Source organism: Pantoea sp. OVA07A, from assembly GCF_019969975.1.
GTDB classification, from domain to species: Bacteria; Pseudomonadota; Gammaproteobacteria; order Enterobacterales; family Enterobacteriaceae; genus Pantoea; species Pantoea agglomerans.
In genome coordinates this window covers 167,708-189,572 of record NZ_JAHXYM010000006.1, presented here as the reverse complement: position 1 = coordinate 189,572, position 21,865 = coordinate 167,708, and the positions used below count along the sequence as shown (strand labels likewise).

The 21,865-nt window shown below is 55.2% G+C and carries 19 protein-coding genes; 9 read left to right on the top strand and 10 right to left on the bottom strand.

Annotation, left to right across the window (positions count from 1 at the left end; genetic code table 11):
- Positions 1-425 precede the first annotated feature (425 nt).
- Positions 426-2,468: an oligopeptidase A gene (gene prlC / locus LC417_RS18745; RefSeq protein WP_010253402.1), complete on the top strand. Its 2,043-nt coding sequence runs from the start codon at positions 426-428 to the stop codon at positions 2,466-2,468.
- 8 nt (positions 2,469-2,476) lie between these two features.
- Positions 2,477-3,223, top strand: a complete 747-nt coding sequence (rsmJ, locus tag LC417_RS18740; RefSeq protein WP_010253398.1) for a 16S rRNA (guanine(1516)-N(2))-methyltransferase RsmJ — start codon at positions 2,477-2,479, stop codon at positions 3,221-3,223.
- A gap of 50 nt (positions 3,224-3,273) precedes the next feature.
- Here rsmJ and uspA read toward each other — a convergent pair whose 3' ends face one another.
- A complete protein-coding gene (gene uspA / locus LC417_RS18735; RefSeq protein WP_010253396.1) occupies positions 3,274-3,711 on the bottom strand; it encodes a universal stress protein UspA in 438 nt (145 codons plus the stop codon).
- 416 nt (positions 3,712-4,127) lie between these two features.
- Between uspA and uspB the strand changes: the two genes are divergently transcribed.
- Positions 4,128-4,463: a universal stress protein UspB gene (uspB, locus tag LC417_RS18730; RefSeq protein ID WP_010253393.1), complete on the top strand. Its 336-nt coding sequence runs from the start codon at positions 4,128-4,130 to the stop codon at positions 4,461-4,463.
- A 38-nt stretch (positions 4,464-4,501) separates the two neighbouring features.
- Here the strand turns inward: uspB and pitA are convergent, their stop codons facing one another.
- The gene (gene pitA / locus LC417_RS18725; RefSeq protein ID WP_010253391.1) at positions 4,502-6,004 is read right to left on the bottom strand and encodes an inorganic phosphate transporter PitA; all 1,503 of its coding nucleotides are present in this window, start codon (positions 6,002-6,004) and stop codon (positions 4,502-4,504) included.
- Positions 6,005-6,247: 243 nt separating this feature from the next.
- Between pitA and LC417_RS18720 the strand changes: the two genes are divergently transcribed.
- Entirely contained in the window at positions 6,248-7,432 is a 1,185-nt protein-coding gene (locus LC417_RS18720) for an NAD(P)/FAD-dependent oxidoreductase (protein ID WP_223566234.1), read from the top strand.
- A gap of 5 nt (positions 7,433-7,437) precedes the next feature.
- Here LC417_RS18720 and LC417_RS18715 read toward each other — a convergent pair whose 3' ends face one another.
- Positions 7,438-8,424 carry an aldo/keto reductase gene (locus LC417_RS18715; protein ID WP_192073264.1) on the bottom strand — a complete coding sequence of 329 codons (987 nt, stop codon included), beginning with the start codon at positions 8,422-8,424 and terminating at the stop codon, positions 7,438-7,440.
- Between the two features lie 292 nt (positions 8,425-8,716).
- Between LC417_RS18715 and LC417_RS18710 the strand changes: the two genes are divergently transcribed.
- Positions 8,717-8,914: a hypothetical protein gene (locus LC417_RS18710; protein WP_010253388.1), complete on the top strand. Its 198-nt coding sequence runs from the start codon at positions 8,717-8,719 to the stop codon at positions 8,912-8,914.
- Between the two features lies 1 nt (position 8,915).
- Positions 8,916-9,743: a hypothetical protein gene (locus LC417_RS18705; RefSeq protein ID WP_010253387.1), complete on the top strand. Its 828-nt coding sequence runs from the start codon at positions 8,916-8,918 to the stop codon at positions 9,741-9,743.
- 58 nt (positions 9,744-9,801) lie between these two features.
- On the opposite strand, the gene LC417_RS18700 is transcribed toward LC417_RS18705, so the two are convergent.
- Positions 9,802-10,821 carry a LacI family DNA-binding transcriptional regulator gene (locus tag LC417_RS18700; RefSeq protein ID WP_033773085.1) on the bottom strand — a complete coding sequence of 340 codons (1,020 nt, stop codon included), beginning with the start codon at positions 10,819-10,821 and terminating at the stop codon, positions 9,802-9,804.
- A 228-nt stretch (positions 10,822-11,049) separates the two neighbouring features.
- On the opposite strand from LC417_RS18700, the gene LC417_RS18695 reads away from it, so the two are divergent.
- Positions 11,050-11,727 (top strand): SDR family oxidoreductase, encoded by a 678-nt coding sequence (locus LC417_RS18695; protein ID WP_033780951.1) that lies wholly within the window; start codon positions 11,050-11,052, stop codon positions 11,725-11,727.
- 15 nt (positions 11,728-11,742) lie between these two features.
- On the opposite strand, the gene LC417_RS18690 is transcribed toward LC417_RS18695, so the two are convergent.
- Positions 11,743-13,131 (bottom strand): sugar porter family MFS transporter, encoded by a 1,389-nt coding sequence (locus LC417_RS18690; RefSeq protein ID WP_010253379.1) that lies wholly within the window; start codon positions 13,129-13,131, stop codon positions 11,743-11,745.
- A 271-nt stretch (positions 13,132-13,402) separates the two neighbouring features.
- On the opposite strand from LC417_RS18690, the gene LC417_RS18685 reads away from it, so the two are divergent.
- A complete protein-coding gene (locus tag LC417_RS18685; RefSeq protein WP_022623997.1) occupies positions 13,403-14,062 on the top strand; it encodes an epoxyqueuosine reductase QueH in 660 nt (219 codons plus the stop codon).
- Here the strand turns inward: LC417_RS18685 and LC417_RS18680 are convergent, their stop codons facing one another.
- Positions 14,063-14,563, bottom strand: coding sequence for a helix-turn-helix domain-containing protein (locus LC417_RS18680; protein ID WP_010253373.1), 501 nt, complete (start codon positions 14,561-14,563; stop codon positions 14,063-14,065).
- 344 nt (positions 14,564-14,907) lie between these two features.
- On the opposite strand from LC417_RS18680, the gene LC417_RS18675 reads away from it, so the two are divergent.
- Positions 14,908-15,930, top strand: a complete 1,023-nt coding sequence (locus tag LC417_RS18675; RefSeq protein WP_010671513.1) for an alpha/beta fold hydrolase — start codon at positions 14,908-14,910, stop codon at positions 15,928-15,930.
- 26 nt (positions 15,931-15,956) lie between these two features.
- Here the strand turns inward: LC417_RS18675 and LC417_RS18670 are convergent, their stop codons facing one another.
- The 4 genes from LC417_RS18670 to LC417_RS18655 all read right to left on the bottom strand — a co-directional run bounded on the left by LC417_RS18670 (position 15,957) and on the right by LC417_RS18655 (position 21,671).
- The gene (locus tag LC417_RS18670) at positions 15,957-16,925 is read right to left on the bottom strand and encodes a diguanylate cyclase (protein WP_010671514.1); all 969 of its coding nucleotides are present in this window, start codon (positions 16,923-16,925) and stop codon (positions 15,957-15,959) included.
- A gap of 103 nt (positions 16,926-17,028) precedes the next feature.
- Complete coding sequence (hemB, locus tag LC417_RS18665) at positions 17,029-18,006, bottom strand: porphobilinogen synthase (protein ID WP_010671515.1); 978 nt, start codon at positions 18,004-18,006, stop codon at positions 17,029-17,031.
- A 127-nt stretch (positions 18,007-18,133) separates the two neighbouring features.
- Positions 18,134-19,639 carry a glycine betaine/L-proline transporter ProP gene (proP, locus tag LC417_RS18660; protein ID WP_010253365.1) on the bottom strand — a complete coding sequence of 502 codons (1,506 nt, stop codon included), beginning with the start codon at positions 19,637-19,639 and terminating at the stop codon, positions 18,134-18,136.
- A gap of 424 nt (positions 19,640-20,063) precedes the next feature.
- Positions 20,064-21,671, bottom strand: a complete 1,608-nt coding sequence (locus LC417_RS18655) for an EAL domain-containing protein (RefSeq protein WP_089414983.1) — start codon at positions 21,669-21,671, stop codon at positions 20,064-20,066.
- Positions 21,672-21,865 lie beyond the last annotated feature (194 nt).

Below are 21,865 nucleotides of genomic sequence, written 5' to 3'. Positions count from 1 at the left end.
ATCCTGTTGAATGTATAAGGTTTTAATTGATGGAAAATCAATTTATACCAATTATTACCTCACGTATTACCCACAGAACGACGCACAGCAACCGACGCAGGAAAAGCATGAGAATCCGCGATTATATCAGGGATGACCTGTTGATGGGCCAGAAGCGTGATAACAAATCGGGATTACCGCAAGCCGCTCAGGGCGGGGCGTGTGGTTCCCGGCACGCAGTCACGGAAAGCGACCGCAAATCTTCCCCGACGCGCCAGCCAGCATCATGTGCATGAGATAAAAGCGTGCATCTTCCGTGCTGCTATTCGCGCGTTTCTTCCCCACCTCATCCTGGCTGCCATTGATTTTCGCTACACTAAGCCGCATGTTACTTAGATTGCGTTGCGCGACCCGCTGCGCCCCATACATCTATAAAGGACTGCGCTATGACCAATCCGCTACTGACATCTTTTACGCTACCCCCTTTTTCTGCCATTAAGCCTGAACATGTGGTGCCTGCCGTGACGGAAGTGCTGAGCCACTGTCGCGCAGAAGTCGAAAAAGTCGTGGCGCAGGGTGCGCCGTATACCTGGGATAATCTGGTTCAGCCGCTGGCGGAAACTGACGATCGCCTGAGCCGTATCTTCTCACCGGTCAGCCACCTTAATGCGGTGAAAAACAGCCCGGAGCTGCGTGAAGCCTATGAGCAGACGCTGCCGCTGCTCTCTGAATACAGCACCTGGGTTGGTCAGCATGAAGGGCTCTATCAGGCGTATCGCAACCTGAAAGAGGGCGATCAGTACGCTGCACTGGATCTGGCGCAGAAGAAAGCGGTCGATAATGCCCTGCGTGATTTCGAACTCTCCGGTATCGGCCTGCCAAAAGATAAACAGCAGCGCTACGGCGAAATCGCCGCGCGCCTCTCTGAGCTGGGTTCGGCTTACAGCAACAATGTGCTCGATGCCACCATGGGCTGGAGCAAGCTGATTACCGATGAAAGCGAGCTGGCCGGTATGCCGGAAAGCGCGCTGGCGGCGGCTAAAGCACAGGCTGAAGCCAAAGAGCAGGAAGGCTGGCTGCTGACGCTGGATATCCCAAGCTATCTGCCGGTCATGACCTACTGCGACAACGCTGCGCTGCGTGAAGAGATGTATCGCGCCTATGCGACGCGCGCCTCCGATCAGGGTCCGAACGCCGGTAAGTGGGATAACGGCCCAATCATGGCGGAAGAGCTGGCGCTGCGTCACGAGCTGGCACAGCTGCTGGGCTTCGACTCCTACGCCGATAAATCGCTGGCGACCAAAATGGCGCAAAGCCCGTCCCAGGTAATCGACTTCCTTAATGACCTTGCGGAACGCGCCCGTCCGCAGGGTGAAAAAGAGCTGGAGCAGCTGCGCGCCTTTGCCCGTAAAGAGCACGGCGTGACCGAGCTTAATCCGTGGGATCTCACCTATTACGGTGAAAAGCAGAAGCAGCATCTCTACACCATCAGCGATGAGCAACTGCGCCCTTACTTCCCGGAAGAGCGTGCGGTCGCCGGTCTGTTTGAAGTGGTGAAACGCATTTACGGCATCACGGCGAAGCAGCGTAACGACGTTGAGGTTTATCATCCTGACGTGAAGTTCTTCGATCTGTTCGATGAAACCGGCGAACTGCGCGGCAGCTTCTATCTCGATCTCTACGCCCGCGAACATAAACGTGGCGGTGCCTGGATGGATGACTGCGTCGGCCAGATGCGTAAAGCCGATGGCAGCCTGCAGAAGCCGGTTGCCTACCTGACCTGTAACTTTAACCGTCCGGTGAAAGGCAAACCTGCGTTGTTCACCCATGACGAAGTGATCACCCTGTTCCATGAGTTTGGTCACGGCCTGCATCACATGCTGACCCGTATCGAAGCGCCTGGCGTCTCCGGTATCAGCGGTGTGCCATGGGATGCAGTGGAACTGCCAAGCCAGTTCATGGAGAACTGGTGCTGGGAACCGGATGCGCTGGCCTTTATCTCGGGCCACTTTGAAACCGGCGAACCGCTGCCGAAAGAGCTGCTGGATAAAATGCTGGCGGCGAAGAACTATCAGGCTGCGCTGTTTATCCTGCGTCAGCTGGAGTTCGGCCTGTTCGATTTCCGCCTGCATACCGAGTTTAATCCGGAGAAAGGTGCTCAGATTCTGGAAACCCTGCGCGAAGTGAAAAGCCGCGTGGCAGTGGTTCCGGGTCCGGAATGGGGCCGTTTCCCGCATGCCTTCAGCCACATCTTTGCGGGTGGCTATGCGGCGGGTTACTACAGCTATCTGTGGGCAGACGTGCTGGCGGCGGATGCTTACTCCCGCTTCGAGGAAGAGGGCATCTTCAACCGTGAAACCGGTCAGTCCTTCCTGGATAACATCCTGACCCGTGGCGGTTCTGAAGAGCCGATGGAACTGTTCAAACGCTTCCGTGGCCGTGAACCGAAGCTCGATGCGATGCTGGAACATTACGGCATTCAGGGATAAGTCGGTTCGTGAAAATCTGTTTGCTCGATGAATCAGGCGCCGGAGACGGCGCCTTATCACGTTTAGCGCAGCGCTGGCAGCTGGAGCACGATGAAGACGCACTGCTGGCGCTGGTGCAGACCCCGACGCACCTTGAACTGCGCAAGCGTGATGAGCCAAAGCTGGGCGGCATTTTTGTTGATTTCGTCACTGGCGCGATGGCCCATCGCCGTCGCTTCGGCGGTGGACGCGGCGAAGCCGTCGCCAAAGCGGTCGGCATCAAAGGCGGTTATCTGCCGGATGTAGTCGATGCCACCGCCGGGCTGGGACGAGATGCGTTTGTACTGGCGGCGCTGGGTTGCCGGGTGCGAATGCTGGAGCGCCATCCTGTTGTCGCTGCGCTGCTGGAAGATGGATTGCAGCGCGGGTATCAGGATGCGGAAATTGGCCCCTGGCTGCGCGATCGGCTGACGCTGATTCATGCGGCCAGCGCGCAGGCGCTGGGGGATATCACGCCGCCGCCGGATGTGGTCTATCTCGATCCGATGTATCCCCATCGCCAGAAAAGTGCGCTGGTGAAAAAGGAGATGCGGGTGTTTCAGTCGCTGGTGGGGCCGGATGAAGATGCTGACGCATTACTGGAACCCGCTCGCCGGCTGGCGAAGAAACGCATCGTGGTTAAACGGCCAGACTATGCACCGCCGCTGGCGGGTATTGTGACGCAGGCGGCCGTGGTAACCAAAAGCCATCGCTTTGATATTTACCCACCGCTTTAAAGCATAAAAAAGCCGGCTCTGCGCCGGCTTTAATCATTTATACGGCGAAATTACGCCTCGTCTTCATCGCGCAGCGGCACAATCAGCATGTCGATATGCACGGTGTTGATCAGCTGACGGGCTGAGGACATCAGCTTGCTCCAGAAATCCTGATGATGACCACATACTACAAGGTCAACGTCATATTTTCTGATCGCGTCAACCAGTACCTGGCCGAGGTCGCCACTGCCGCTCAGCGTCTCACTGATCGGGTAGCCCGCCGCATCTGACAACCCTTTCAGCGCCGCATGCGTCTCTTCAGAGATACGCTTCTGCATATCCCCTAAGTTGACATCAATCAGGCCGGTGTAGAGGTCGGAGTAATTGACATCAACGTGAATCAGGGAAATTCTGGCATCGTACGGACGAGCCAGCGAGACGGCCTTATCCACCAGCAACTGGCTTTCGGGAGAAAGGTCTACTGCAATCAGGATATGTTTATAAGCCATGATAAAACTCCTTTCACGAGGTTAAGGATGGCATCCGGTGTTCCTGCCGCGTCACAGCTTAGCGAAATCCCTTGCGCGAGCGGGCGATGAGCGCCACCAAAGTGTCTACCTGCATTGCAGGTGATGATGTTGTTATGTCCTCAGTATAGCCTTCTCCCACTGTAAATGCTGCCGTTGCCGCCTGGCTTATGAATAAGATCAAGGCTATGCCAGATTTACTCGCGCTGAACGAAAATCATCGTTGGAAAAAATGTAAAGATTTCTCCTACACTGAAAAAAGGCGGTCCGATTCGCAACCGCTCAGGGGGTCGAAAAACTTTCGCAGTCCGGTGATTCAGTGGCTGGTTATTTCTGCAGGTGGACTCAGTGTCTGACGCTGGGCCTGTTGCTGCGATTCCAGCCGGGAGGGGGAGAATATGATCAGCACTATTGCGCTTTTTTGGGCGCTTTGCGTGGTGTGCATCGTGAATATGGCGCGCTATTTTTCATCTCTGCGCGCTCTGCTGGCGGTATTACGCGGTTGTGATCCGCTGCTGTATCAGTATGTCGATGGGGCGGGTTTTTTCACCTCTCATGGTCAGCCGAGCAAGCAGGTGCGGCTGGTCACTTATATCTGGGCAAAGCGCTATCTCGATCATCATGACGATGAGTTTATCCGGCGCTGCGAGCGGGTGCGGGGGCAGTTTATGCTGACCAGTGCGCTGTGCGGACTGGTAGTCATTAGTCTGGTGGCGCTGGCGATCTGGCATTAAAAAAGGGCGACTTGAGTCGCCCTTTTTTTTAGCTGGCATCACACCAGTTTTAAGGCAATCCAGTAGAGCGAACCTGACAGCAGAATACAGACCGGCAGGGTGAAGATCCACGCCATGGCGATGTTCTTGATGGTCCGGCTCTGCAGCCCGCCACCGTCGACCAGCATGGTACCGGCAACCGATGAAGAGAGGATATGCGTGGTGGAGACGGGCATGCCGGTATAGCTGGCGACGCCAATCGACAGCGCTGCTGTCACCTGCGCTGACATTCCCTGCGCATAGGTCATGCCTTTTTTACCAATCTTCTCACCAATGGTGGTGGCAACACGACGCCAGCCAATCATGGTGCCGATGCCCAGCGCCAGCGCGACGGCCACAATAATCCAGATAGGCGCATACTCGATGGTGCCAAGCAGGTCGCTTTTCAGCTTATTGAGGAAGCGTTTGTCATCTGGCGAGGTTTCCTGCAGACGAGCCGCTTTATCGGCGGTATCGGAGATACACAGCAGCAGACGACGCATCTGACCGCGCTGATCAACCGTCAGCTGATCGTAGCTCTGCAGGTTATTCAGCAACACCTGCGCACCCTGTACCGCCTGTAATGCGCGCGCGCTGTCACAGTGGAACTCCTGCGGGCTGGTTGCTGGCACTTCTTCCGGCGTTGGCAGCTTAGGCGGTGCCATCTGGATGATATGGGTCAGCGAGGCGTTATGCTGCTGATAATACTGCTCCAGGTGATTGACCGCATCGCGGGTTCGCGTGATGTCGTAACCGGAGGCATTCATATTCACCACGAAACCGGCAGGTGCCACGCCAATCAGAACCAGCATGATCAGGCCGATCCCTTTCTGACCGTCATTCGCACCGTGGGAGTAACTCACGCCAATTGCCGAAACAATCAGGGCGATACGGGTCCAGAACGGCGGCTTTTTCTTGCCGTCGATCTTCTCACGGTCAGCAGGCGTCATATGAATACGCGCACGCTTTTTGGTATTGCTCCAGTAGCGACGCAGTATAAAGATTAAGCCGCCCGCCATCACCAGGCCGACAATCGGCGACAGGATCAGAGAAAGGAAGATGTTCAGCACTTTCGGGATGTTGAGCGCATCCACCACCGAGGTTCCGCTCATCAGGGCGTTGGTCAGACCGATACCGATAATGGCGCCGATCAGCGTATGGGAGCTGGAGGCTGGCAGACCGAGATACCAGGTGCCGAGGTTCCAGATAATCGCCGCCAGCAGCATAGAAAACACCATGGCGAGACCGTGAGCCGATCCAACGTTTAACAACAGATCGGTGGGAAGCATATGAACAATAGCGTAAGCGACACTCAATCCACCGAGCAGCACGCCAAGGAAGTTAAATACACCCGCCATGACCACAGCAAGCTGGGCACGCATGGCACGCGTATAGATGACCGTCGCAACTGCGTTGGCCGTGTCGTGGAAACCGTTGATCGCTTCGTAAAACAATACAAACAGCAGGGCAAGAACCAATAACAGGCTAGTACTGAGGTCTAGACCAGCAAACAGATGTAGCATAAACGTTACGCCATTTTTGGAGGACATGAACGCGGCGCATTATCCGCGACAACGTGCTGTATGGGAAAGGAAAATATAGCGCTAATTTAACCTTTCGATGTAAGGCGTAAGGGTAACTCAGAGAAAAAGGGTTAGATATTAGACAGATACAATATGACACATTTGCGGCATTTTTTTGACGCTGGCGTCTCAGTGAGCAGATCACTACAATCTGCGCCTTTCCAGTTAAGTGAGCGAGTCGTAGTGGAACAGTTTGACGTTATCATCATTGGTGCCGGTGCCGCAGGGCTGTTCTGCGCCGCCCAGGCCGGGCAGCGGGGACGCCGCGTGTTACTGCTGGATAACGGCAAAAAGCCGGGACGTAAAATTCTGATGTCTGGCGGTGGCCGCTGCAACTTCACTAATCTCTACACCGAACCGGCGGCGTATCTGTCGCACAATCCTCATTTCTGTAAATCGGCGCTGGCGCGTTATACCCAGTGGGATTTTATCGATCTGGTTAATCGCCACGGCATCGCCTGGCACGAGAAAACCCTGGGCCAGCTCTTCTGCGACGACTCCGCCCAGCAGATTGTCGATCTGCTGCTGGCCGAATGTGACAAGGGCAATGTCACCCTGCGGCTGCGCAGTGAAGTGCTCAGCGTGGCGCGCGATGAAAGCTGCTATACCCTGCAACTTAACGGCAGCACGGTTCAGGCGGAAAAGCTGGTCATCGCCAGCGGCGGTCTGTCGATGCCAGGCCTGGGCGCCACGCCGTTTGGTTATAAAATAGCGGAGCAGTTCGGGCTGAGCGTCTTCCCGACGCGGGCGGCGCTGGTGCCCTTTACCCTGCACAAACCGCTGCTGGAGCAGTTGCAGACGCTGTCAGGCGTCGCGCTGGAGACCACTATCGATGCGCAGGATGGCACCCGCTTCAAAGAGGCGATGCTGTTTACCCACCGCGGTCTTTCCGGCCCGGCGGTGTTACAAATCTCCAGCTACTGGCTACCCGGAGAATTCGTCACTATCGATCTGTCGCCTGCCACGCCGCTTGAGGCGTTTCTGACGGCGCAGCGTGAAGCACACCCGAATCTCAGCCTGAAGAACAGCCTGGCGAAAATCCTGCCGAAGCGTCTGGTGGAAGTATTACAGGCGCTGAAGGTGGTGCCGGATATCACTCTGAAGCAACTTAACAGCAAACAGCAAACCGAGCTGGCGCAGACGCTGCACGCCTGGCGCATTCAGCCAAACGGTACCGAGGGATATCGAACTGCTGAAGTGACACTGGGCGGCGTGGATACCACACAGCTCTCCTCGAAAACGATGGAGGCGCGTGCGGTGCCGGGACTTTACTTTATTGGTGAAGTGGCTGATGTCACCGGCTGGCTGGGCGGCTATAACTTCCAGTGGGCGTGGAGTTCCGCCTGGGCCTGCGCCCAGGCGTTGTAAGGCGCTTACCAGCGCTGATGCACGTGAGGCGCGATCTTCTCTTGGTAGATCTGCTTCAGCGCCGCCATGGTATCTGCAGAGAGCGCACCGACATCGCTGGCGCGGGCATTGGCTTCAGCCTGTTCGCGGTTTTTCGCGCCAGGGATCACCACGCTGACATCTTCGTTCATCAGGATCCAGCGCAGGGCAAACATCGCCATGGTGGTGCCGCCAGTGACAAAGCGGCGAATCTCTTCAACTGCCTCCAGCGCCACTTCATAAGGCACGCCGGAAAAGGTCTCGCCCTTATCGAACGCTTCGCCATTACGGTTAAAGGTGCGGTGGTCGTCGGCGGCAAACACACTGTCGGCACGCATTTTGCCGGTCAGCAGGCCCGACGCCAGCGGCACACGGGCGATGATCGCCACATCACGGCGTTTCGCTTCACGCAGCAGCAGTTCAGCCGGACGCTGGCGGAAAATGTTGTAGATCAGCTGAATTGACGAGACGTTTGGAAACTCCAGCGCCTTCAGACCTTCTTCAACTTTCTCAACGGAGACACCGTAGTGACGGATTTTTCCGGCAGCGACCATCTCATCCATCACCGCAAAGACGTCCGGGTTGTAGTAGACCTCGGTCGGCGGGCAATGCAGCTGCACTAAATCCAGCGTGTCGGTTTGCAGGTTCTCGCGTGAACGGTCAATAAAGGCGTTGAGGTTTTCAGCATTGTAACCTTCAGCCACATGTGGCGAGAGGCGACGCCCCAGCTTGGTGGCGACAAACGGACGTTCACCGCCGCGCTGATTCAGCACCTCTGCGATGATTTTTTCGGAACGGCCATCGCCATAGACATCGGCGGTATCAATAAAGGTAATGCCCGCATCCAGCGCAGCATTCAGCGCGGCTTTGGCATCCTCCATGCTCACTTCCCCCCAGGTTCCGCCAATGGCCCATGCGCCAAAGCCAATTTCGGAGACGCGCTGACCGGTACGGCCCAGTGTTCGTAGTTTCATGCAAACATTCCTCGATGCGTTTCAGACAGGGTGACAGAAAGCGGCTAACCAATGAGCTTAGCGCTTCCTGGCAGAGAGGCGATGTGACGTCGTTGCAGACCTGCACGGTAAAAATACGATGCTGCTACGCCATGCTGCTGGTTACGTTGAAGATTTCAGCGGAAAACGGCATGGGCAAGGTGACTACCGCTTCGCTAATTAATTGATTTTAAGAAATTTCACCCGAAATTAAACAGGCGAGAGTGTGGATTCGGTCACATACTTCAATTTTAAGGCCAACAAGTGGATCGCTATGTTTAAATTTGTTAAGTCGGTCTTTGCCAGTCCGGATAAGTTTCTGCAGATCATGACCCGTCAGGATATCAACGACTCGATCGCTGAAGGTGAGCGCATCATTATTGATGAAAACGGCAATATCTCGGTCAACACGCTGAGCGAGGAAGTCCATGAAGATTTTGCCCGCCACGTGAATACGTTAAAGGGAGTGTGAGGTGGGTACCGCAATATTTATGGTGTTGATGGTCAGTGGTTACTGGTACACCAGCCGTGATTTGAACAGCCGCTTTAAAATCCGTCGTTCGTCGGGCTGGGATGTCTATTTCCTGGTCGCGCTTTACGGTTGTATTTTCGTCCTGCAGGGTGTGTTTGCGACCGGTATCATCTGGCTGGTGCTGCTCTGTATCTCCGGCATCGCCAACGCCGTCCAGATGATCCCCGGCGTCCACCTGAAGTGGCAGGTGGAGTTTATGAACTGGAGTTTCCTGGGCATCCAGGCTCCCGTGGTGATCATGCTCACCTTTGCCATTCTTCTCTGCCTTTACCGCTCAAACTGGGCAGGCAGTGCACGACTGAACGTCTCCGGTCGTAAAGACCTCTATCAGCAGCTGTCACGCTCTAATGGTGTGGAGCAACTGTTATTTCAGTGCATGGAAGAGGGCGAACTGGCGTGGATTACAATGAAGTCGCGCCGCATTTACATCGGCATGATCCATGCTTCGACTTTTGAATATGAGAGCACCAAAAATATCGTGCTGATCCCGATGCTGAGCGGATATCGCGACAGCAAGACGCTGAAGCTGGCGGTGGAACATAACTACAGCAAGTGGTACGCCGAGCACGACATCACGCTCGACTCGAAACCCAAAGATGCGATGTCGTTCCGTAAAGTGATCATGGTTGACCAGATTGAGAGTCTGTCGCTGTTCGACCCGGCCAGTGCGGCTGCGCTTTCGATGGGACATCCGCAGGAAGTGGAGAAGAGCCAGGGTAATGACGATGCGGACAGCCCGGACGATAAAAGCCGGGATGCTGCGGGTTAATCGAGCCCGATCTGTTTCCCTTAATGACAGCGCTTCATCAGGGGAAACAGATTCCACCTCACACCATATTTTCCGCCGTAAACAGCCGAAAGGCCACTTTGCCCGCCTGATAGACATCCGGCTGATAGCCGGTTTCGAGATGACTCAGCATCAGATCAATCGCTAAACGGGCATGCTGCTGAGCATGCTGGTCCAGGGTAAAGGCCACTTCATCGTTCAGCAGTAGCTGGCGGGTGACATCATAAAGCTCATGGGTGATGTAGGTGCATTTACCCAGCAGCTGGTGGGCGCGCAGGGTGTCGCTGACATCACTATTCCCCATGCCGGTGTTATAGACCCCTGCAATCGCCTGCGACGGACGCAGATGGCGGGCCAGCTCACTGCGGATGGTCTCCCGCTGATCCTGACCCGACAGCACTTCCCGCAGATGACGCTGCGGCGCGCGCTGCTCCATGGCCTCACGGAATCCCGCGATGCGCTGACGATGGGCGCGGTAATCAAAACGGCCACTGACCATCATAATGTCGCCGGGCTGGTTCACTGTCTTACTCATCAGCAGTCCGGCTGTGCGTCCCGCCTGATACTGGTCGATACCAACATGACACAAGCGGTCGGCATCGGGCAGATCGGTGACGATGGTGATCACCGGCACATTGCGGCTGCGGCACAGCGCCAGTGCCCGATAGATGGGCGGCGAGTCATGCGCAAAAACAATGATGCCGTCGCGGGTGCTGCTGCGGGCGATAATGCTTTGCGCCAGCTGCTCAGGCTGCGCTTCGGCCACCAGGGTTTTGTGCAGTTTCAGGCGGCGATAGCCAAGCTGACTGGCGACCTCGCTGAAATGGGTGGTGAGCTGCTGAAAAAAGGATGAGCCGTTATTGCTGAGGAACACTTCAATCTGCCACGGATGCTGGTACTCCTCTGGCAGCAGACGCTTCAGCCCCACTTCGCGTGCGGCTTTCAGGACTTTGCGGCTGGTCTCCAGGGAGACGCCGCCGCGCTCATTCAGCACCCGATCGACCGTCGCAATCCCGACGCCTGCCATTTTTGCCACCACCTCTAAGGTGAGCTTTTTCATTCAGACTCCATGCGAAAATGGCAAATTGACTGCTGCCTGCCAGACTGTTTATCTCTTCTAACCGGTTAAAAGTAAAAGATAAAGCGATTTAATGATGGAAAACCATCAACAGCGCTACGCCGTGGGGTTTTACCTGCAGTGCGGTCGTCTGGCTAAAAAGCACAACTGGCCGCTGCCTGGGCAGATTTACCGTTAAGCTTGTGACGAGACAATCAACGAGGAATGAATATGGCTCAGCAAAAAGAGGTTCTGATTATTGGTGCTTCACGCGGTATCGGTCTGGCGGTGGCGCAGGCCTTTGCCGATGAGGGCTGGCAGGTCACGGCCACGCATCGTAGTGGCATCCCGGAGCAGGGTAACCGGCCAGACATTCACTGGCATTCGCTGGATATGACCCACTCATCAGCGGTTCAGCAGTTTGCCAGTCAGCTCAGTGGCAAGTCGTTCGATGCGATTCTGATTAACGCCGGGATTTCCGGGCCTGCGCACCAGAAAGTGTCGCAGAGTGACGATCAGGCGCTGGCGCAACTGTTCCTGACCAATGCGATAGCCCCTGTTCGCAGCGCAGAGATCCTGTTGCCGCTGCTGAAACAGGAAGGCGTGCTGGCGCTGACCTCATCTCAGCTCGGCAGCCTGAATGAAAATCCGGAGGCGCAGATGCCGATTTACTCGGCCAGCAAAGCCGCACTGAATATGCTGAGCCGCACGCTGACTCCGGCAGTGGAAGCGCAGAGCGGGACGCTGCTGACGCTGCATCCCGGCTGGGTGAAAACGGATATGGGCGGCGAGAGTGCGCCCCTGACGGCAGAAGAGAGTGCCGCCGGTATCGTCCAGCAGCTGATCCAGTGGCGCGGTCGTGGTGGTCATCACTATGTCGATTACGCCGGCCAGCAACTGCAGTGGTAGGCTGAAGCGGGGCGGTTACGCCCCGATGTCACGCAGCGCTTTACCCTTCATCAGATTGCGTTCAATGTGCTCCAGCGTCACATGTTTGGTCTCCGGCACCAGCATCAGCGTCAGCACGATAAACACCAGGTTGAGTGCGCCGTAGAACCAGAAGGTGTTGGCATTACCCAGCTGATCCAGCATGGTCAGGAAGGTGGCGCCAACAATCATATTGCCGACCCAGTTAGTGGTGGTGGAGGCGGTAATGCCGAAATCACGCCCTTTCAGTGGCTGAATCTCTGAACAGAGCAGCCAGATCACCGGTCCGGCCGCCATCGCAAAGCCGACGATAAACATCAGCAGCATCGCGACAGCAAAGTATTTGCGGAAATCGGTTTCAACGCCGATGTGCAATAGCGTTCCCAGCACGCCCATGCCAACCGCCATCACCAGAAAACTGGTGGTGAGCATCGGCTTGCGACCCCAGCGATCGACAAAGAAGATCGCAATCAGCGTGGCCAGCATATTGACCAGCCCGACAATCACCGTGCCCCACATCTGCTCACTGGTGCTGGAGAAGCCGGCGATGTTGAAGATTTTAGGCGCGTAATACATCACCACATTCATGCCGGTAAACTGCTGCATAACCTGTAGCAGCATACCCAGCCACACCGCGCGGCGGAAATTGCCATTAGAACGGAACAGCGACCAGCCGCGCTGCTTCACCTGCAGGCTTTCCCGGATCTCTTCCAGCTCCTCCCGGGCCTGTTCGCTGCTGTTACGCAGCCGATCCAGCACCCGCTGCGCCTCGTTAAAGCGTCCGTGCGCCGCCAGCCAGCGCGGACTGTTGGGCAGAAACAGCACGCCGATAAACAGGATCACCGCCGGAATGGCGATCACGCCGAGCATCCCGCGCCAGTTACCGCTGTAGCTGAACGCGGTGTCGGAGAGATAGGCCACGACAATGCCGGTGGTCAGCATCAACTGGTACATCGAAATCATTGAGCCACGAATGCGTTCAGGCGCAATCTCCGCCAGATAGAGTGGCGCAGTGTAAGAGGCGATTCCCACCGCCAGACCCAGCATCACGCGGGCACAGACCAGCGACTCCACATCCGGTGAGAAGGCTGACCACAGCGAGCCAATGACAAACAGCGTCGCGCCCGCCAGCATACTTTTCTTGCGTCCCAGCTTTGATGACATCCAGCCCGCCGCCAGTGCGCCCAGCGCCGCGCCAAACATCATCGAACTCACTACCCACTCCTGCTGATGGTTAGTGATCTGCAAATCCTTCGCCAGAAACGGCAAGGCACCTGCAATGACGCCGATATCCAGACCAAACAGCAGGCCGGACAGCGCAGCCATAAAACAGACGAACCAGGTAAAGCGGTTCTGTTGATTTCCCGATTTTTTTGCCGCGACCATGCGAGTCTCCTTGCGGGGGTTCAGTGTCAATATTGTTAATGTTATGTAAACATAGTCGATGCCAGTGTGGGGGCGATCACACTTCCGGCTATCACCGGTGCCACACAGCATTGCCGCGATAAGAAAGCATCAGAGATCAGCGGGTTGGTTCAGGAGAGGGAAACCGCGGCCGGGGCACGATTGCGCAAAACAGGGCGCGTCAGGTCAGGTTTTGCAACTGCCCGCCTGCGGCATTACACTGCCGCTTTACTGCTATTGATTGAAGGTGCTTATGTCTGAACCTTTCCAGCGTCAGCCGCTGCCTCTGCCGGGCGGCCATAAAAAAGTCCTGCTGCACTCCTGTTGCGCACCCTGCTCGGGTGAGGTGATGGAAGCGATGCTGGCATCCGGCATTGAATACACGATCTATTTCTACAACCCGAATATTCATCCGCTCAAAGAGTATGAGCTGCGTAAAGAGGAGAATATTCGCTTTGCCGAAAAATTTGGTGTGCCGTTTATTGATGCGGACTATGACCGGGATAACTGGTTTGAGCGGGCGCGCGGCCTGGAGTGGTCACCGGAACGGGGTGAACGCTGCACCATGTGCTTTGATATGCGCTTTGAACGTACGGCACTCTATGCCCATGAGAACGGCTTTCCGGTGATGACCAGTTGCCTGGGTATTTCGCGCTGGAAAGATATGAAGCAGATTAACAGCTGCGGAGTCCGCGCAGCGGCGGCGTATCCGGATCTGATGTACTGGGATTTTAACTGGCGTAAAGGCGGCGGGTCGTCGCGCATGATTGAAATCAGCAAGCGCGAGAGTTTCTATCAGCAGGAATATTGTGGCTGTGTCTATTCACTGCGCGACACCAATCGTCATCGCGTCACCCAGGGACGTGAGCGTATTCAGATTGGTGTGCAATATTATCAGCCGGATGAATCCTGATTAACCTGGATCGCGGAAAGCGTCTGCCGGCGCATATCCGCGCGCTGAGCGCGTAACAGGCCGGACTGTTACGCCACAGCTCTGCTTTATGCTTTCCGCCCGACCGTAACTGCACAACGCACAGGGATCATCAACGTCGTCCAGCTGCTGCTTTGCCTCGTCCTTCATCAGACGTTTACGGCAGACGCTCGGCGTGCAACCCATAATCTGCTTAAAAGATCGGGTAAAAGATTGCTGGCTTTCAAAATGGTATTTCAGCGCCAGGCTGATGATGGGCGTGCGGCTGTTTTTTAAATCATGAACACTGGCGTTAAGCTTTTTCTTACGAATATATCGCGCCAGGGTTTCATTATGATAACGGGCAAAAAGTTTCTGTAAATACCACTTAGAGTAACCCGCCTTTTCTGCAATATCATCAACGCTTAAACGCTGATCCAGATTATTATTAATCCACTCAGTGATAGAGACGATCACGCTTTCGTTATATTTATTTTCGTTCATAGAACCCCCTGTTTGATTTAAGAAGATTCTAAAATATTTATCTTAATGTGCTTATTCTTTGCGTAAAGATTTTTCAGGATTTTAATCGTTATCTCTGAAGATATTCATTTGAGGGGGTGTTATTAATAAAAAAGATGAATTGTGATTAATCTGTTGGTAATTGTAGGTGAATGAATAAGTGATTTCGCGAGACAATAATCTAAACGAGCCGTGAGTCCGCAGCCAGACTCACGGTTTACCTTGCCGGAATCTCTGTAATCACGGCTATAGCACGGCACATCAATAGATTTTTGGCTGCGACATGCCAGGCTTACGGCTCACCTTTAACCTGGAGAACCCCCCGGATGAGCCCGACATACGCGCTGAAAAAACCGCTTGCCGCCTTGCTCACCTCGCTGGCGTTATTTGCTCATGCGCCTGCCAGTGCCGCTGGTGTGTATGGCGAACAGCTGGAAGGATTTCAATACCCCTATCCGTTGCAGCATTTTGATTTTAAATCCCAGCAGCAGACGCTGAGTATGGGCTATATGGATGTGAAACCGGCGCAGCGGGCCAACGGCGAAACCGTGGTGCTGATGCACGGTAAAAACTTCTGTGGCGCGACCTGGGAAGAGACCATTCGCGCACTCAGTCAGCAGGGATATCGCGTTATCGCGCCCGACCAGATTGGCTTCTGCAGCTCGACCAAGCCAGCCAGTTACCAGTACAGTTTTCAGCAGCTGGCAGATAACACCCATCAGCTGCTCGCCCGGCTGGGTGTGAAGAAGGCGGTGATTATGGGTCACTCCACTGGCGGAATGCTGGCAACACGTTATGCGCTGATGTACCCGGAACAGACGCAGAAGCTGGTGCTGGTTAACCCGATCGGGCTGGAGGACTGGAAAGCCAAAGGCGCACCGTGGCGATCAGTGGATCAGTGGTATCAGCGCGAACTCAAACTCAGCGCAGAGGGCATTAAGAAGTATGAGCAGCAGACCTACTATGTCGGGCGCTGGAAACCTGAATATGACAAGTGGGTTGATATGCTGGCCGGACTCAACAGCGGGCCGGGCCACCAGAAGGTGGCATGGAACTCCGCCTTAATCTACGACATGATCTTCACTCAGCCCGTATTTTATGAATTCGGCGATCTGAAAGTGCCCACCACGCTGATGATCGGCACCTCAGACACGACTGCCATCGGCAGTGATATCGCCCCGGCAGAGGTGAAAGCCCGGCTGGGTGATTACGCGGTACTGGGGAAAGAGGTCGCAAAACGCATTCCGGGGGCGCGCTTAATCGAATTCCCCGGTATGGGACACGCGCCGCAAATGGAAGAACCGGCAAAATTTAACCAGACGCTGCTGGACGATCTGGCGCGTCCCTGAACCGTCAGGCGCTGCGGCGCCTGACCTTAGATCGCCACGCGTTTCTGCTTTTTACTGAGGTACATCTGCTCATCGCTGTCGTGCAGCAACTGCTCCAGCGATTGCGGATGCGCCGCGTCAAACTCCACGACGCCGGACGAGAATTGCAGGCGGTAACGGCGGTTCAGACTGACTGATTGCTGTTGCAGATAACGGTCAAACTGCAGCAGCAGCGCTTCGCTCTGCTGCTGCTGCAGACCATTAAACAGCACCACAAACTCATCGCCACCCAGACGGGCAAACAGATCCGAATGCTTGAACACCACTTTCATCGCATCGGCAAAGTCCATCAGCGCGCGGTCGCCTTCACGGTGGCCCAGCGAGTCATTAATCTGCTTAAATTTGTCGAGATCGAGAAAGGTCAGGCAGGCGGGCCGGTTTTTCAGCCGGCACTCGTTCAGCACCATCTGTCCCAGCGTCATAAAGCCGCGACGATTGGTGATCTGCGTCAGTTCATCACAGGTGGCAGTCTGAAAGGCGACCAGTTCCGCTTCGGCCATGGCGGCCAGGTCGCGCATCGTGGCCTGATCCTCTTCATTAAACTGACGCGGTTCACGACCAATGATACAGAGGGTACCCATTTTAGCGCCGCCCGGTGCCCGCAGCGGACAGCCGGCATAAAAGCGGATATGCGGTTCGCCGGTAACCAGCGGATTATCATAAAAACGTTCATCTTCTGCGGCATCTTCAACGATCATGATCTCATCCTGCAGGATGGCATGACCGCAAAAGGAGATGTCGCGGGGCGATCCTGCGGGTTCATAGCCCTGAGCGGATTTAAACCACTGATGGTCAGCTTCCAGCAGGCTGACTAACGCGATAGGAACGTCATACAGGCGGCGCGCCAGACGGGTTAAACGATCAAATCGTTCTTCCGCTGGGGTGTTCATTATGTTCAGCGCACGCAACTGCGATAAACGTTGTGCCTCGTCGGCAGCGATTTCAGGTGCTTTCATCACAGAGCCCTTTATTTTTTTAGCTCAAGCCAGGTTCTGGTGTTTGCCTTACGGCGAAGAAGAAGAGCGTGACATAGCCATCACGCTCTTTATAAGGAGGGGATCAGAGCACTTTTTGTTCGGCGAGATCAAGGGCGAAATAGCTGAAAATCAGGTCTGCACCGGCGCGTTTAATCGCACCCAGGCTTTCCAGCACAACATTGCGTTCATCAATGGCACCAGCCTGAGCGGCAAACTTGATCATCGCGTATTCACCACTCACCTGATAAGCCGCCAGCGGCAATTCGGTACGTTCACGGATATCGCGCAGGATATCCAGATAAGCACCTGCCGGTTTCACCATCAGTGAATCCGCGCCCTGCGCCGCGTCGAGCAGCGATTCACGGATCGCTTCACGGCGGTTCATCGGGTTCATCTGGTAGGTTTTACGGTCGCCTTTCAGCGCCGTTCCGGCCGCTTCACGGAACGGGCCGTAAAACGAGGAGGCGAATTTGGTGGAGTAGGACATGATGGCGGTCTGAGTGAAGCCCGCCGCGTCCAGTGCCCGGCGAATCGCCTCAACCTGACCATCCATCGCCGCTGACGGGGCGATGAAATCCGCACCGGCTGCGGCGGCAACGACGGCCTGCTTACCCAGGTTTTCCAGGGTTGCATCGTTATCGACGCCGTGATCACACAACACGCCACAGTGGCCGTGGCTGGTGTATTCACAGAAGCAGGTGTCAGACATCACGATCATTTCTGGCACGGTATCTTTGCAGATGCGGGACATACGTGCCACCAGACCGTTCTCGTTCCAGGCATCGCTGCCGGTGGCATCGGTGTGGTGCGAAATACCGAAGGTCATCACCGAGCGGATACCCGCTTTGGCGATGCGCTCAATTTCATAGGCGAGACGTTTTTCCGGAATACGCATCACGCCAGGCATCGCCTGAATCGCTTTGTAATCGTCGACTTCTTCTTCAACAAAGATGGGCAGAGCCAGATCGTTCAGGCTCAGTGAGGACTCCTGGAACATTTCACGCATTGAGGCGCTGGCGCGCAATCTTCTTGGGCGCTGGATAAGGGAATAATCAGACATTTTCATTCTTACGCAGGTGAAAAAAGTGACAACAGTTTACTCCCTTTGCCCGCGAGGGATGAAGGTTTGTGTGCGGTCAGGAGAGGGGAAAAGAACTCTCCCGCCGGGCGGCGGGAGAGCAGAACGATTACTCGTTGATATCCGGATGCTGTTGCACCAGGTTTTTACGTTTCGCTTCCAGACGGGAGATCTCTTCGTCGATATCTTCGATTTTGTGCTCGATGTTATCGTGATGTTCCTGCAGGATTTCGCGCGCTTCTTCCATATCAGAAGCCGCCGGTGTCGCGCCTTTCAGGGGCTTATTGGCAGTTTCTTTCATGTACAGACCGGTAATCAGACCAATCACTGCCACCACCATCAGATAGTAGGCTGGCATGTAGAGGTTATTGGTCGTTTCTACCAGCCAGGCAGCCAGCGTTGGCGTCAGACCGGCAACCAGTACCGAGATGTTAAACGCACTCGCCAGCGCACTGTAGCGGATGTGCGTCGGGAACATCGCAGGCAGTGAAGAGGCCATCACGCCAGTAAAGGCGTTGAGGATCACCGCCAGCAACAGCAGACCACCAAAAATCAGTCCGAGTACGCCACTGTTGATCATCATAAAGGCGGGAATCGCGAAGATCATCAGGGCGATACTGCCGATGATGACAAACGGACGACGGCCGAAACGGTCACTCATCATGCCGATCATTGGCTGGACAAACAGCATACCGATCATGATGGCGATGATAATCATCACACCGTGGTCTTCGCTGTAGTGCAGGTTATGTGACAGGTAGCTCGGCATGTACGTCAGCAACATGTAGTAGGTGACGTTAGTGGCGATAACCAGACCGACACAGGAGAGCAGGCTACGCCAGTGTTTGGTCGCAATCTCTTTAAACGATACCTGTGGACCATCCTGCAGGCCTTCGCGGTCGCCCTGTTCCAGTTTGTCTACGTGCTGCTGGAATGCCGGGGTCTCTTCCAGCGCATGACGCAGGTAAAGACCGATAATTCCCAGCGGCAGCGCGACGAAGAACGGCAGACGCCAGCCCCACTCAAGGAAACTCTCTTCTCCGATAATGGAGGAAATCAGCACCACCAGGCCCGCACCGAGCACGAAGCCCGCAATCGAACCAAAGTCGAGCCAGCTTCCCATAAAGCCGCGTTTACGGTCAGGCGAATATTCGGCCACAAAGATTGAGGCACCGGTATATTCACCGCCCACCGAGAAGCCCTGAGCCATCTTCGCTAACAGCAGCAGAATAGGAGCCCAGATGCCGATGGAGGCGTAGGACGGTATCAGGCCGATACAGAAGGTACTGACCGACATGATGATGATGGTGATGGAGAGGATTTTCTGACGACCATATTTGTCGCCCAGCATACCGAAGAACAGTCCACCCAGCGGGCGAATCAGGAAAGGAACAGAGAAAGTGGCGAGCGCCGCTATCATCTGAACGCCCGGTGAAACGTCCGGGAAAAAGACCTTACCCAGCGCATAGGCCACAAAGCCGTAAACACCGAAGTCGAACCACTCCATCGCGTTGCCCAGAGAGGCCGCGGTGATGGCTTTACGTAAACGGGTATCATCGATGATAGTCACATCATCGATCCCAATTGGTTTTACACGCTTCCTACGCAATTTCATAGAATTACCCTGTATTGGAACACGAAAGTCCTCAACGGCGCGAGCCGGGTGTGAGTCGTTCAGACCGCTGCGTTGAGAAATTTAAGCATAGCCGTAAATAAGCACTGTTTATGCGCCGGCAGACATAATAATTACTGTTGTGATTATTGCGAACAGCGACAGAGTATACCGTTTTTGTGTGATATCTGTCATGTTTGGGCTACATCCGGCCTGTTTTTACAACAAATAGAGCTGTTTGCAACCGCAGAAAAATTATCACTGAGCGTGACGACCGCCGTTTTTTTCAGCAAAACAGGGTCAAAGAGAGGGAAGTTACGGGCCATGCTGGCACCGGAAGCGGTTATCCGCTTTGCATCACAGGGCGGAGAGCAGAAAGATGAGTGAATGTTGCTCGACTGGCGGTTCAGCTGCAATCTGCTCTGGTTCAGACGTCGGGTTCCTGCCGGGTCTGAAGAGCCAGCTCCCGCTCAATCGGCTGTTCGCCCCGATCGGTCAGCCAGGCAACCAGCGCCGTGTTGTCCATCGGGCGGGCATAATAATAGCCCTGGATAAAGACCACGCCGCGCCGTTGCAGATAGCTGAACTGTAACGCGGTCTCAACGCCTTCTCCCAGCACTTCCAGCTCAAGCTCATGGCTGAGCTGGATAATCGCGTCCAGCACCGGCGTTCTGCCTTCCAGGGATTCAATCGCGTTGATAAAGCCGCGATCGATTTTCAGATAATCTATCGTGAAGGTCTGTAAATAGCTCAGCGAACAGTGTCCGGTCCCAAAATCATCAATCGCGACCTTCATGCCGCAACCACGTAACTGCTCCAGCTTGCGTGCCACCTCAGCGCCATCTTTGATCAGGCTGCGTTCGGTCAGCTCCAGGGTAATCAGGAACTGCTTATCTTTGATCCGTTCGGCAAACTGCAGCATATCGTCGACAAAGTCAGGATGCTGCAGATGATCCGCCGCCACGTTAATGGCCAGGTGGAAATGGGGCTCAACCTGCCACGCCTGCACATCCTCTGCAATTAAATCGAGCAGATGGCGGGTCAGCGGCACAATCATGCCTTCCGCTTCTGCTGCGCCGATAAAAATATCTGGCCGCACGCCTTTACCGTCGGGCGTTGTCCAGCGCAGCAGGGCTTCAGCGCCGCTGCAGCGTTGCAGCCGGTTATCGTAGACCGGCTGATAGTGCGCCCTGAACTGGCCGCTGGTGATGGCCCGGCGAATCTCATCGCGCCATGAAATACGCCGTTTCAGCCAGTTCGCCATCAGCATCATCAGCAGAATAGAGAAGATAGCGGCCATCGGCATGATGATAAACATCACCTGACGCCAGGCCGAGATCAGTTCAGAGGGTGAGGCAATGAGGGTGACAGAGAGCGGATAGCGGTGGGAGAGGGCCTGATAAATCATGGGTTCAAACCAGCTGGACGCGGCGATGTGCGGATCGCCAAACGAGATCGGCGCGCCGCCGCTGAACGTCATGCTGAAATGATAGAGATGGCTGCTGCTGATCGCGCGCATAAAATCGATCAGATACTGGCCATCAATCACTGCCCAGAATCCCTCGCCATCGGGCAGATCGCGCATAAAAATCACGGCCGGACGATTCGGTACGCCCGATGTCCCGGCAATGGACAGACTCCACCAGGCTTTTCCGGTAACCGGCGCGTCGCGCATGATCATCTCTTTCAGCAGGCCTGGGCGTGAACCATACACCGACGAGCAGGCGATGTGATCCTGCTCCATTTTACCGATCGCACGAAAATAGGGGTTGAGCGAGCCAATGCGCTGCAACTGGTTTTCAATCTGGCTGCAGGGCTGATGATGAAACTGGCGCAGCACGGTAATCATATCCCAGGCGCTGTCGCTCATTCTCTCAGCCTGAGATAACAGCGTATTCGCCGCGGTGACCTGCTGCTGATGCACGGTGTGGCGCGCATCCAGGGCGGTGAAAAAAATGCCAATAATCAGAGGCAGCACGCCGGAAATAATAATCACCAGCCTGGCGTAGTCGCGTTTTCGTTTCAGTAGCGGCACCGCTGAATCCTCTGAGTATTATTGGTGTTATGCGGAGGTGCTGATCAGTGGCGCAGCATAGCATCTCTCCGGGCGGTGCAGATTAGCGTTTTTGCGATCAGGAGAACTGACTAAGGTCAATTATCGACCAGACATTGCATTTTTTGACAGGTTGTTTGGTTTTCGTTGCGATGCAGCAAAACAATCAGGTGAAA